The 12,306-nt window shown below is 66.0% G+C and carries 14 protein-coding genes; 13 read left to right on the forward strand and 1 reads right to left on the reverse strand.

Annotation, left to right across the window (positions count from 1 at the left end; translation table 11 throughout):
• The 6 genes from DDE75_RS04375 to rnd all read left to right on the forward strand — a co-directional run bounded on the left by DDE75_RS04375 (position 1) and on the right by rnd (position 4,274).
• Positions 1-363: a Na+/H+ antiporter subunit C gene (locus DDE75_RS04375; protein WP_108501157.1), complete on the forward strand. Its 363-nt coding sequence runs from the start codon at positions 1-3 to the stop codon at positions 361-363.
• A complete protein-coding gene (locus DDE75_RS04380; protein ID WP_108501158.1) occupies positions 360-1,859 on the forward strand; it encodes a Na+/H+ antiporter subunit D in 1,500 nt (499 codons plus the stop codon). Before DDE75_RS04375 ends, DDE75_RS04380 begins: the two co-directional genes overlap by 4 nt.
• Positions 1,856-2,332: a Na+/H+ antiporter subunit E gene (locus DDE75_RS04385; protein WP_108501159.1), complete on the forward strand. Its 477-nt coding sequence runs from the start codon at positions 1,856-1,858 to the stop codon at positions 2,330-2,332. Before DDE75_RS04380 ends, DDE75_RS04385 begins: the two co-directional genes overlap by 4 nt.
• A gap of 5 nt (positions 2,333-2,337) precedes the next feature.
• On the forward strand, positions 2,338-2,652 hold the full coding sequence (locus DDE75_RS04390; protein ID WP_108501160.1) for a cation:proton antiporter: 315 nt from the start codon (positions 2,338-2,340) through the stop codon (positions 2,650-2,652).
• Positions 2,649-3,005 (forward strand): monovalent cation/H(+) antiporter subunit G, encoded by a 357-nt coding sequence (mnhG, locus tag DDE75_RS04395; protein WP_108501161.1) that lies wholly within the window; start codon positions 2,649-2,651, stop codon positions 3,003-3,005. The genes DDE75_RS04390 and mnhG overlap by 4 nt, the downstream gene beginning before the upstream one ends.
• A gap of 102 nt (positions 3,006-3,107) precedes the next feature.
• Positions 3,108-4,274: a ribonuclease D gene (gene rnd, locus DDE75_RS04400; RefSeq protein WP_108501345.1), complete on the forward strand. Its 1,167-nt coding sequence runs from the start codon at positions 3,108-3,110 to the stop codon at positions 4,272-4,274.
• A 6-nt stretch (positions 4,275-4,280) separates the two neighbouring features.
• Here the strand turns inward: rnd and DDE75_RS04405 are convergent, their stop codons facing one another.
• Positions 4,281-5,027, reverse strand: a complete 747-nt coding sequence (locus DDE75_RS04405; protein ID WP_245894615.1) for a PAS domain-containing protein — start codon at positions 5,025-5,027, stop codon at positions 4,281-4,283.
• A 260-nt stretch (positions 5,028-5,287) separates the two neighbouring features.
• Here DDE75_RS04405 and gmk point away from each other — a divergent pair, with 260 nt between their 5' ends.
• From gmk to hflC, 7 genes are all read left to right on the forward strand, one after another.
• Entirely contained in the window at positions 5,288-5,917 is a 630-nt protein-coding gene (gmk, locus tag DDE75_RS04410; protein ID WP_162798912.1) for a guanylate kinase, read from the forward strand.
• Positions 5,917-6,438 carry a gamma carbonic anhydrase family protein gene (locus tag DDE75_RS04415; protein WP_108501163.1) on the forward strand — a complete coding sequence of 174 codons (522 nt, stop codon included), beginning with the start codon at positions 5,917-5,919 and terminating at the stop codon, positions 6,436-6,438. Before gmk ends, DDE75_RS04415 begins: the two co-directional genes overlap by 1 nt.
• Complete coding sequence (locus tag DDE75_RS04420) at positions 6,438-7,541, forward strand: sensor histidine kinase (RefSeq protein ID WP_108501164.1); 1,104 nt, start codon at positions 6,438-6,440, stop codon at positions 7,539-7,541. The genes DDE75_RS04415 and DDE75_RS04420 overlap by 1 nt, the downstream gene beginning before the upstream one ends.
• A gap of 67 nt (positions 7,542-7,608) precedes the next feature.
• The gene (gene rpiA / locus DDE75_RS04425) at positions 7,609-8,364 is read left to right on the forward strand and encodes a ribose-5-phosphate isomerase RpiA (RefSeq protein WP_108501165.1); all 756 of its coding nucleotides are present in this window, start codon (positions 7,609-7,611) and stop codon (positions 8,362-8,364) included.
• A 4-nt stretch (positions 8,365-8,368) separates the two neighbouring features.
• Positions 8,369-9,748, forward strand: a complete 1,380-nt coding sequence (gene gorA, locus DDE75_RS04430) for a glutathione-disulfide reductase (protein ID WP_108501347.1) — start codon at positions 8,369-8,371, stop codon at positions 9,746-9,748.
• A gap of 108 nt (positions 9,749-9,856) precedes the next feature.
• Positions 9,857-11,047, forward strand: a complete 1,191-nt coding sequence (gene hflK, locus DDE75_RS04435; protein WP_108501166.1) for an FtsH protease activity modulator HflK — start codon at positions 9,857-9,859, stop codon at positions 11,045-11,047.
• Positions 11,047-12,276 (forward strand): SPFH domain-containing protein, encoded by a 1,230-nt coding sequence (hflC, locus tag DDE75_RS04440; protein WP_108501167.1) that lies wholly within the window; start codon positions 11,047-11,049, stop codon positions 12,274-12,276. Before hflK ends, hflC begins: the two co-directional genes overlap by 1 nt.
• Positions 12,277-12,306 lie beyond the last annotated feature (30 nt).

The raw sequence follows: 12,306 nt of genomic DNA on the forward strand, positions 1-12,306 counted from the left end.
GTGGAGCTGCTGCTTGCAATCACCATCGGCATCGTCGTGGCCACATCCGTCTACCTGATGCTGGACCGCAACGTGCTGCGTTTCCTGTTCGGACTGGTGCTGCTGTCGAATGCGGTCAACCTGGTGATCTTCGCCGCCGGTCGGTTGACTGCCGGTGCGCCGCCGCTGATCGCGGATGGCGCCTATGCCCCCGACGGGCAGATCGCCAATGCCCTGCCGCAGGCGCTGGTGCTGACGGCCATCGTCATCGGCTTCGGCCTTCTGGCCTTCACGCTGGCGCTGGTCTATCGCACCTACAAGTCCCTCGGCACCGTCAACAGCGACGAAATGCGCCTGGCCGAGCCCGAGGATACCCATAAATGAGCTGGCTTCTTGTCTATCCGATCATCATTCCGATGATGACCGCCGTTGCCTCCTATCTGTTCCGCCGTTCGCCCGCCGGGCGCTGGATCTCGCTTGCCGGGACGGGCGCGCTGCTGCTGGCCAGCGGTCTGTTGATGGCGAACGTGTTGCAGCAGGGCGTGATCGCGGCGCAGATGTCGAATTGGGACGCGCCCTTCGGGATCACGCTGGTGGCCGATTACCTCAGCGCGGTGATGGTGGTCATCACCGCCATCACCGGTTTTGCCACCGTGGTCTATTCGCTGGCCGAGATCCCGCGCCGTCTGGAACAGCTGGGCTTTCACGCGCTGTTGCAGGTGCTGCTGGTCGGCGTCTGCGGCGCCTTCCTGACGGGCGATCTGTTCAACCTCTATGTCTGGTTCGAGGTGATGCTGATCGCCAGCTTCGGCCTGCTGGTTCTGGGCGGATCGCGCGAGCAGCTGGACGGCGGCATCAAGTATGTGACGCTGAACTTGATCTCGACCATCATGTTCCTGACCGGCATCGGCCTGCTCTACGGCATCACCGGCACGCTGAACATGGCCGACCTGCATCTGGCCGTCCGCGAGGTCGAAAACACCGGCCTGCTGACCACCATCGCCGTGATGTTCATGGTGGCCTTCGGGGTCAAGGCCGCGATGTTCCCGCTGTTTTTCTGGTTGCCCGCATCCTATCACACGCCGCCTGTCGCGGTCTCGGCGATCTTTGCGGGCCTGCTGACCAAGGTGGGCGTCTATGCGCTGATCCGCGCCTTCACGCTGATCTTCGATCAGGACATCGGTTTCACCCATACGATCCTTCTGTGGCTGTCGGTCATCACCATGGTGACGGGCGTTCTGGGCGCCGCCGCGATGAATGATTTCCGCCGCATCCTGTCGTTCCACATCATCAGCCAGATCGGCTACATGATCCTGGGGCTGGCGCTTTACACGCCGCTTGGCCTGATGGGGGCGGTCTTCTACCTGGTGCACCACATCATCGTGAAGGCGAACCTCTTCTTCGTGGCGGGTGTCGCCAAGCGCATCGCCGGCTCGACCGAGCTGTCGCGCATCGGCGGTCTTTACGCCCATGCGCCGCTGCTGGCCTTCCTGTTCCTGATCCCGGCATTCTCGCTGGCAGGCTTCCCGCCGCTCTCGGGCTTCTGGGCCAAGTTCATCGTCGTCAAGGCGGCGCTAGATCTGGATATGTGGGTGGTCGCGGGGCTGGGGCTGGCGGTCGGCCTGCTGACGATCTTCTCGATGACCAAGATCTGGGGTGCGGCCTTCTGGCCCGACCACCCCGACGGGATCAAGCCGCGGCTGTCGGATATTCCGGTGGGGCACCGGCTGGCGCTGATGTTGCCCATCGCGACGCTGGCCGCCATGACCTGCGTCATCGGCATCTTCCCCGAACCCTTCGTGCAGTTCGCGGAAACCGCTGCCGGGCAGCTGTTGAACCCGAGTGCCTATCTTGAGACCGTTCTGGGGGTGCAGCCGTGAACCTCTTTGCCATCAACATGTTCCTGGCCTTTGCATGGGTCGCCCTGACGGGCGGGGTCACGCTGTCGGGTCTGATCACCGGCTTCCTGATCGGCCTGGCCGCGATGTGGCTGGTCCGCCCGCTGTTCCCCTCGTCGCGCGGCTATTTCATGCGGCTCTATTACTGGGCGCGGTTGGTCGTGATGTTCATCTATGAGCTGGTCGTCAGCTCGTTCTCGGTCGTCAGCGACGTCTTCACGCCGGGGCAGGACAGCAAGCCCGCGCTGATCGCCATTCCGCTGAACGTGACCACGGACCTGCAGATCACCATGCTGGCGAACTTCATCTCGTTGACGCCGGGCACCCTCAGCCTGGACGTTTCGGACGACCGCAAGACGCTGTATATCCACGCGATGTTCGGCGACGACCCCGACGCGATCCGCGCACAGATCCGCGACCACTTCGAGGTCTGGGTCCGCGAGGCAACGGAGTGAGCATCATGAGCCTTCTGAACGACGCAATCCTTCTGGGCTTCGCCCTTGTCATCCTGGGCGTGACCCTGGCCGCGATCCGGCTGATCAAGGGGCCGACGCTGGCCGACCGGATCGTGGCGCTGGACCTGATGACGATCCAACTGGTGGCCTTCGGCGGTTTGGCGGCTTTGCAGGCCGACAGCGCGGCCTTCCTGGACGTGGCCGTGGTGCTGGCGCTGGTCGGCTTTCTGGCGACCGTCTGCCTTGCACGCTATCTGGAGCGGCGGATCAAGCTGAAGTCCATCGACCTGCAGAAAGCCAAGGAAAGGGAACAGGCATGATCATGGATCTGATCATCGCGGCACTGACCGTGGGCGGTGGCTTCTTCTGCCTTGGCGCGGGCCTTGGCGTCCTGCGCCTGCCGGACCTGCTGAACCGGATGCACGCCTCGACCAAGGCGGGGACGCTTGGGGTGGGGATGATCCTGCTGGCCGTGGGCCTTGCCTTCGACGAGGCGACGGTCTTTGCCCGCGCCATGGCGGCCTTCCTGTTCGTCGTCCTGACCGCCCCCGTGGCCGCGCATCTGATCGGGCGGGCGGCCTTCCGGACCGGCGTTCCCATGAAGCCCGGCACCGCCTGCGAACCCGGCGTGGCCGAGGCGTTGCGGTCGCGCCCCGCCAATACCGAGGATTAGGGTCGCGCCACGAACGGGGGTTTCCAAACCTACGGGGGGGGCGTAAATCTGGCTGAAAGGCGGACGAACCGCCGCATCTGAAAGACCCGCATGAGCCAAGACATCCCGACCATCACCCGCACCGAAGACCTTGCCCGCTTCTGCGAGGCCGCGAAATCCGCCCCCTATGTCACCGTCGACACCGAGTTCCTACGCGAGCGGACCTATTGGTCCAAGCTGTGCCTGATCCAGCTGGCGGTGCCGCCCGCCGGGGGTGCCAAGGCCGAAGGCGGCGAGGCCGTGCTGGTCGATCCGCTGGCCGACGGGCTGTCGCTGGAACCTCTTTACGACCTCTTTCGCCATACCGGCACGGTCAAGGTCTTCCATGCTGCCCGCCAGGATCTTGAGATCTTCTTCCACGACGCGCAGATCTTCCCCACGCCGCTGTTCGACACGCAGGTTGCCGCCATGGTCTGCGGTTTCGGCGAACAGGTTGGATACGAAACACTGGTCCGCAAGATCGCCAAGGCGAACCTCGACAAATCCTCGCGCTTCACCGATTGGTCTCTGCGTCCCTTGTCGGATGCGCAGAAGGCCTATGCGCTGGCCGATGTGACCCATCTGCGGGTCATCTATGAACATCTGGCCGCCGAGCTGGCCAAGACCGGCCGCGAGGCATGGGTCGCCGAGGAAGTCGCCGTCCTTGAAAATCCCGAGACCTATATCACCCGCCCCGAGGAGGCTTGGCTGAAGGTGCGCACCCGCACCAATTCGCCGCGTTTCCTTGCGATCCTGCGCGAGCTGGCCAAGTTCCGCGAGGCTTATGCCCAGGCCCGCGACATCCCGCGCAGCCGCGTCTACAAGGACGATGCGATGATCGAGGTCGCCTCGACCAAGCCGCAGTCCGAGGGTGATCTGAACAAGTCGCGGCTGCTACTGCGCGAGGCCCGCAAGGGCGACATCGCCGCCGGCATTATCGCCGCCGTCAAGGCGGGGCTGGAAACCAAGGATCTGCCGCAACCCAAGGGCGACGAACCCGGCAAGCCCGGCAATGCCGCGCTGTCGGACCTGCTGCGGGTGCTGCTGAAGGCCAAGGCCGATGCGGCGGGCGTGGCGCCCAAGCTGATCGCCTCGTCGGGCGATCTGGACGCCATCGCGACCGGCGACCGCAACCTGCCTGCGCTGAACGGATGGCGCGCGACCGTCTTTGGCAATGACGCGCTGCGGCTGGCCGCGGGCGAGATTGCGCTTTCGGCCCATAACGGCGCGGTCAAGGTCGTCACGGTCTGAAACGACCTACCCTTGGTCGCCCGAGGGCGGCCGGGGCGTGACGACCCGAAACATCGCGCGCCGTTCCTCGGGCGTGCTTTCGGCCAGTTTGGCGGGCGGGGCAGGGGTGAAATCCTGCGCCCCTTCCGCGAACCCCATGGCCGAGGGTGAGGGCGCAAGGGTCGCGCCCCCCTCGATGACGGGCATCACCTCGTCCCCGATCAGGTCGAAGCGGCGCGGGGCCACGCCTGTTTCCCCCGTGGCGATCAGGCAGCCAAGCGCCCGCGTCACATCCCCCAGGTCCGACCGCAGCGGCAGCAGCAGCATTTGCGCCTTCAACTCGGGGCGCGCGTATTCCGGCTTGGCCGCCAAGGTCAGCTGCGCGATCTGCGGCGCCTTGAAGACGCTTTCCAGGACGTCCGAAAAGCGCCCGCGCGAACTGGTGTTCAGGAAGGCGCAGATCGGCATGCCGCGCACCTCCATCCCCATCAGGTCGATCAGATGCCGACCCGCAAGGCGCAGGCGTCCCGCGCCGGGCGCGATGCGTTCCAGGATGAAGGCGTAATCCAGGGCCCGCGCGATCCCGCGCGGATCGACATCCGTGCGGGCAGGAACGGCGCGCCCCTTGCGCAGCCCGTGCCAATAGGCGCGAATGTCGCGAAGGGTGCGGTCAGGGTTGCAGCCTTCGTAGTCCTGCATCTGCAGGACACGGCCCGCATCCAGCGGCCTGATCTTGCCCGTGGGCGTCTGTTTCGTATCGTCGCGATCCGGCACCGATGACCTCTGACCAGTTTGTCGGGCATAGCCTGTGCTGCCCGATCCGCATGACATGAATACCCCCAAGGCGGCAATTCGCACAGTCCTTTCATGAACGGATGGTTAAACGTGATTGTTGCATCTGTTTCAAATGCCCCCGATTTCGCGCCGAATGCCCCATGCCCGAAGGCCGCATCATCCGGGGTTGACCGACGCCCGCGCTTTGGGCCATCCCCATGCAAAAGCGCCGGGACATGAAGGAAGGACCCAAGATGACGATGAACCGAACGGGCCTGATGATCATCCTGTCCTCGCCTTCGGGTGCGGGCAAGTCCACGCTGGCACGGCGGTTGATGGATTGGGACCCGACGCTCAGCTTTTCGGTCTCGGCGACGACCCGCCCCCCGCGCGAGGGCGAGATCGACGGCGTTCACTACCTCTTCACCGATCGCCAGCAGTTCCGGACCCTGATCGAGACCGACCAGATGCTGGAACACGCCGAGGTCTTCGGCAATTTCTATGGCAGTCCGCGCGGACCGGTGGAAAAGGCCATGAACGACGGGCGCGACACTTTGTTCGACGTCGATTGGCAGGGCGGGCAACAGATCCGCGCCTCGGCGCTTGGCGGGCATGTGGTATCGATCTTCGTGCTGCCGCCATCCCTGCCGGAACTGGAACGCCGCCTGCGCAGCCGTGGGCAGGACAGCGAAGAGGTCATCGCCGGTCGCATGCTGAAAAGCCGGGACGAGATCAGCCATTGGGCAGAATACGATTACGTCCTGGTCAACGACGATCTGGACCGGACCGAGGCCGACCTGCGTGCCATCCTGACCGCCGAACGCCTGCGCCGCGACCGGCAGGCGGGCCTTGGCGGCTTCGTCAAGAACCTGATGTCCGAGGAGGCGTGATGATCTGGACGCTGGACGGTATCGCCCCGCAGATCGCCGCCTCGGCCTGGGTGGCGCCAGACGCGCAGGTCATGGGCAATGTCGTGCTGGAGGATGAGGCCTCGGTCTGGTTCGGTGCCGTGCTGCGCGGCGACAACGAGGAAATCCGCGTCAGCGCGGGCAGCAACGTTCAGGACCTGTCGTGCCTGCACACCGATCCCGGCCATCCGCTGCGCATCGGGCGCGATTGCACCATCGGCCACCGCGCCATGCTGCATGGTTGCACCATCGGTGACGGCGCGTTGATCGGCATGGGGGCGACGGTTCTGAACGGTGCCACCATCGGCGAAGGCGCGCTGATCGGCGCCGGTGCCCTGATCGCCGAGGGCAAGGACATTCCCGCGGGCGCCCTGGTCATGGGCGCCCCGGGCAAGATGATCCGCATGCTTGACGATGACGCCATTGCCGGGCTGCGGGCGTCTGCCGCACGCTATCGTGCCAATGCGGTGCGGTTCCGCGACGGGCTGAGGGCCGCCGACTGATGGGCGCGCTGCGTCGCGTGTCGGGGTTTCTGGACGGCGTGCCGGTCCCGATGCTGGCGGTCGATCAGACGGCGCGCGTCGTCGCGGTCAACCAGCAGGCGGTGGCGATGTTCGGCAAGGATCTGGTCGGCCGCCCCTTCGTGACCGTGCTGCGCCAACCTTTCGTCGTGCAGGCGGTCGATTGGGTCCTGAACCCGGATGCCGCCACCGCGCCCGTCCCGGATCCGGCCCTGCCCACCCCGCCGGACGGAGTCGTGACCCTGCGCGCGCAATTTGCCGCCGACGGGCGCGACATCGTGGCCGAGGTGACGGTGGCGCCGCTGCCCTCGGCCCTTGGGCGCGGTGCGACGATCGCCGTCATCGACCGATCCGTCGAGGAAGAGGCCGAGCAGATGCGCCGCGATTTCGTGGCCAACGTCAGCCATGAACTGAAGACGCCTCTGACCGGCATGATCGGCTTCATCGAGACCCTGCGCGGCCCGGCCCGCGACGATGCCCGCGCCCGCGACCGCTTTTTGGACATCATGCAGCGCGAGGCGGGGCGCATGAACCGGCTGATCAGCGACCTTCTGTCGCTGAGCCGCGTGCAGGCCGAAGAAAGGCGCAGGCCCTCGGGGCAGGTCGATCTGGCATCGCTGCTGCAGGGCGTTCTGGCGATGATGACGCCCCGCGCCGAGGAAGCCGGTCTGCGGGTCGTCGCCCAGGGGCTGGACGATGCCATCCGCCTGCCGGGCGATCCCGACCAGTTGACGCAGGTCTTCCAGAACCTAATCGAGAACGCCATCAAGTACGGCGCCGCGGGCGAAGAGGTCGGCATCACCGTCAGCCGCATCGCGCATGAACCGCTGCTGCGGGGCCCGGGCTGGGCGGTCGCGATTTCCGACCAGGGCGAGGGCATCGAGGAACAGCATCTGCCGCGCCTGACGGAACGCTTCTATCGGGTGGACACGCATCGCGCGCGGGCGCAGGGCGGGACGGGGCTGGGCCTGTCGATCGTCAAGCATATCGTGAACCGCCACCGGGGTCGCCTGCGCATCGAAAGCACGCGTGGAAAGGGCAGCCGTTTCACCGTGATCCTGCCCGAAGGGCTGGCCCGCGGCTGACGGTCCCCCTCGCGCTTCGCGGCGCCATGACCTATAAGCGGGCCATATCATCCAAGAGGGAACCGTCATGTCGCAATCGTTGCAGGTCGATCCGGCCAAGCTGGCCGCCTCGAAGGCCGCCGTCGCCCTTGTGCAGGACGGGATGCGCCTTGGGCTGGGCACCGGCTCGACCGCCAGCATCATGGTGCGCGTGCTGGCCGAACGGGTCAAGGCCGAGGGGCTGACGCTGCGCTGCGCCGCCACCTCGAAGGCGACCGCCGATCTGGCCACCGAACTGGGCATCCAGATCGAAACGCTGGACCAGATCGGTTGGCTGGACATGACCATTGACGGCGCCGATGAAGTCGACCCCCATCTGCATCTGATCAAGGGCGGCGGGGCGGCGCATCTGCGCGAAAAGATCGTGGCCTATGCCAGCGACCGCATGGTCGTCATCGCCGATCCCGGCAAGGTCGTGGAAACGCTTGGCACCTTCCCCCTGCCGGTCGAGGTCCTGCAATTCGGCTTCGAGACCACACGCAAGCTGATCCGGCGCGCGCTGGAGGGTCTGGACCTTGGCGACCGCGACATCCTGCAGCGCCTGAACGGCAGCGACGCGCTGATCACGGATGAGGGCAACTATATCCTGGACCTGCATCTGCAAGAAATCCATGACGCGCCCGCGCTGGCCCGCGCGCTGGCGGCGATCCCCGGCGTGGTCGAACACGGGCTGTTCCTGGGCACCTGCGATCTGGCCATCGTCGGCCGCGCCGACGGCACGGTTGTGGAACTGGCCCGTGATGCCGATATCGATGCCGACATGCTGGCCCACGAAGGAGAATGAACGCGTGACTTTCGACTATGATCTGTTCGTCATCGGTGGCGGCTCGGGCGGTGTGCGTGCGGCGCGCATCGCGGCTGGTGAACATGGCGCAAAGGTCGGTCTGGCCGAGGAAAGCCGCCTTGGCGGCACCTGCGTCATCCGCGGCTGCGTCCCCAAGAAGCTGATGATTTTCGCATCCCAAGCCGGCAACATGCAGGTCGAGATGCAGGGCTATGGCTGGCCCGACGCCAAGACCGGCGATTTCAGCTGGGAGATCTATCGCGAAAAGCAGGACGCCGAACTGACGCGGCTGGAACTGATCTATCGCGCCGGTCTGGAACGCGCGGGCGTCGAGGTCCACGACCAGCGCGCCAAGCTGGCCGATCACCACACGGTCGAACTGGCCGACGGCACGCGCAAGACCGCCAAGCACATCCTGATCGCCACCGGAGGCCGCCCCGCCAAGATCGGCATCCCGGGCGAAGAACACGCGATGATCTCGGACGATCTGTTCCTGATGGAGAAGCTGCCCAAGCGCATCCTGCTGGTCGGCGGCGGCTTCATCGCCTGCGAATTCGCGACCATCCTGGCGGGGCTGGGCGTGGACACCGTTCAGGCCTATCGCGGCGATGCGGTCCTGCGCGGCTTCGACCGCGAGGCGCGCGATCTGGCGACGCTGCAATTGTCGCATCAAGGTATCGACCTGCGGCTTGGCATCACGCCGACGCGGCTGGACAAGGATGCGGACGGCATCACCGTCTCCTTCGACGACGACAGCACGGATCGTTTCGATGCCGTGATGTTCGCCACCGGCCGCGATCCCTACAGCTGGGGCCTGGGGCTGGAGAACACGCAGGTCAAGACGCAGCCCAATGGCGCGATCATCGTGGATGAATGGTCACAGACAAGCGTGCCCTCGGTCTTTGCGGTGGGTGATGTCACCAACCGCGTCAATCTGACGCCGGTGGCCATCCGCGAAGGTCACAGCTTTGCCGATACGGTCTTTGGCAACAACCCGCGGACCGTCGATCACAGCATTGTCGCCAGCGCCGTCTATCTGCGCCCGCACGAACTGGGCACCGTCGGCCTGACCGAGGAAGAGGCCGTGCTGCGCGGCCCCGTCGACGTCTATTCCACCGTCTTCCGCCCCATGCGGTCGATGTTTGCGGGCAGCGACGCGCGGATGATGATGAAATTGCTGGTCGATCCAGCGACGGACAAAGTGCTGGGCTGCCACATCTTCGGCCCCGAGGCCGGAGAGATGATCCAGTTGGCCGCCATCCCCATCGGCATGGGCGCGACCAAGGCGCAATTCGACGCCACCATCGCGGTCCACCCCACCGCAGCCGAGGAACTGGTGACGATGCGCCAGCCCTCGCGGCGTCACGAAGGGGTTCCGGGCTGACAGGGCGCGGCCCTAGGCCGCAGCAGCGGCGGGCCGGCGGGGTTGACATTTCCCCCGCCAGCCCCAGTTTTCAACTAACGGAATTTACAACGAAAGAAGGTCGATCGGATGGCTAATCAGGGCCCCTGGGGCGGAGGCGGCGGAGGAAACGGCGGCGATGATGGCAAGGATCGCGGCAAGCGGCCCTCCGATCGGCCATGGGGCGACAGGCAGCCCCCCAACGGGCCGCGCCGTCCCGGTCAGGGCGATCCCCAACGCCCCGAGATCGACGAGCTGATGAAGAAGGGCCAGGAACGCCTTCGCGTCCTGATGGGCGGTCGCGGAAATGGCGGCGGCACCGGCGGCGGACGTGGGCCTTCGGGTCCGAACTTCGGCCTGAACCGCAGCACGCTGGCGGTGGCGGGCCTTGCCGCCGTGGCGCTTTGGGCCTTCGCCAGCTTCTATCGCGTCCAGACGAACGAACAGAGCGTCGAGTTCCTGTTTGGTCGTTCCGTCGCCGTGGGAACCGAGGGTCTGAATTTTGCCCCCTGGCCCTTCGTCACCGCCGAGGTCGTGGCCGTCACCAACGAACGCACCACGGAAATCGGCACCGGTCGTGCCGGTCCCATGGACAGCGGTCTGATGCTGACGCGCGACCAGAACATCGTGGACATGGAATACCAGGTCGTCTGGAACATCCGCGACCCCGAGATGTATCTGTTCAACCTGGCCGATCCCGCCGACACGATCCGCGCCGTGGCCGAATCCGCCATGCGCGACATCATCGCGCGCAGCGAGCTGGCGCCGATCCTGAACCGCGACCGCGGCTCAATCGCGACCGACCTGCGCGAGGCGGTGCAGTCCACACTGGATGAATACCAGTCGGGCATCAACGTCATCCGCGTCAACCTGGACCGCGCCGACCCCCCCGAGGAGGTCATCGACGCCTTCCGCGAGGTTCAGGCGGCCCAGCAGGAACGCGACCGTCTTGAAAAAGAGGCCGACGCCTATGCCAACCGCGTTCTGGCCCAGGCCCGTGGTGACGCGGCCCAGACCTTGGAACAGGCCGAGGGTTATCGCGCCCAGGCCGTCAACAACGCTGCAGGTGAAGCCGCGCGCTTCAACTCGATCTACGAGGAATATGTGAACGCCCCCGAAGTCACCCGTCGCCGGATGTATCTGGAAACGATGGAGGAAGTTCTTGGCGGCGTGAACAAGATCATCATCGGCGAGGGTCTGAACGAGGGTTCGGGGCAGGGGGTCGTGCCCTATCTGCCGCTGGATCAGCTGCGATCCAACAACTCCGGAGGGACGAACTGATGGCATCCGCTAAGAAAGCTCTCTCGGTTTTGGCCGTTCCGGCGCTGGTCGTCGTGGCCGTGGTCGCCGCATCCTCGCTGTTCATCGTGGACGAACGTGAGAAGGCGCTTGTCCTGCGCCTTGGGCGAGTCGTCGATGTACAGGAAACCCCCGGTCTGGGGATGAAGCTGCCCTTCATCGACAACGTGGTGAAATACGACGGCCGCATCCTGGGCCTGCCGACCAGCCCGCTTGAAGTCACGCCGCTGGACGACCGCCGCCTGGTGGTCGATGCCTTCGCGCGCTGGCGCATCACCGATCCGGTCCGCTTCCGTCAGGCTGTCGGTGCCGCCGGCGTGCAGGCTGCCCAGCAACGTCTGCAGCCCATCGTGGTCGATGCCATCCGTGGCGTCCTGGGCACCGTGCCGTCGACGACGGTGCTGTCGGATGACCGCACGACGCTGATGAACCAGATCCGCGACGAGGCACGCGACAATTCGGGCGGTCTGGGGGTGGAGATCATCGACGTCCGCCTGACCCGGACCGACCTGCCCGAGCAGAACCTGAACGCCACCTATGGCCGGATGCGGGCCGAGCGTCAGCGCGAGGCCGCAGACGAGATCGCCCGTGGTGGCGAGGCTGCGCAGCGCGTCCGCGCCGCCGCCGACCGGACCGTGGTCGAGCTGACGTCCGAGGCCACCCGCCGCGCCGAGATCGTCCGAGGCGAGGCCGACGCGCAGCGCAACGCGATCTATGCCGACGCTTATGGCCGGGACCCCGAGTTCTTTGCCTTTACCCGGTCGCTGACCTCCTATCAGCGGGCGCTTGGCGGGGACAACAGCTCGATGGTGATCCAACCCGACAGCGAGTTCTTCACCTATCTGTCGAACGACGGAGGCGAGAACGCCAGCCCGGCCTCGACGCCGGTGCCGCCGGGCAACTCGGCCGAGAAGGCAGCCGCGCCGAAACCGGCAACCGATGCCGAGGACGAGGATCTTGTCACCCCCGAGGTCACTGACCGTGAAGGCAATCGCTTGGGCGAAGCTGCGGGCGTGCGCCTGACGCCCGTTCCCGAAAGCCTTGCGACCCCGCCGCAAGAGCAATCCGAGATCGTCGCCCCCGGGGCACCGATCCAGGATCAACCCTCGGATCAGGAAGCCGAGGAGACGCCCGAACAGCAGCCCGTCGAGCCTGCGCCCGAGGCGACCCCTGACGATGCCGACCCGCAAACGACGGCACCCGCGAACTGAGGCAAATCCATGACGGGCGAGGGGAAACCC

The organism is Paracoccus indicus (assembly GCF_003056335.1).
Taxonomy (GTDB): domain Bacteria; phylum Pseudomonadota; class Alphaproteobacteria; order Rhodobacterales; family Rhodobacteraceae; genus Paracoccus; species Paracoccus indicus.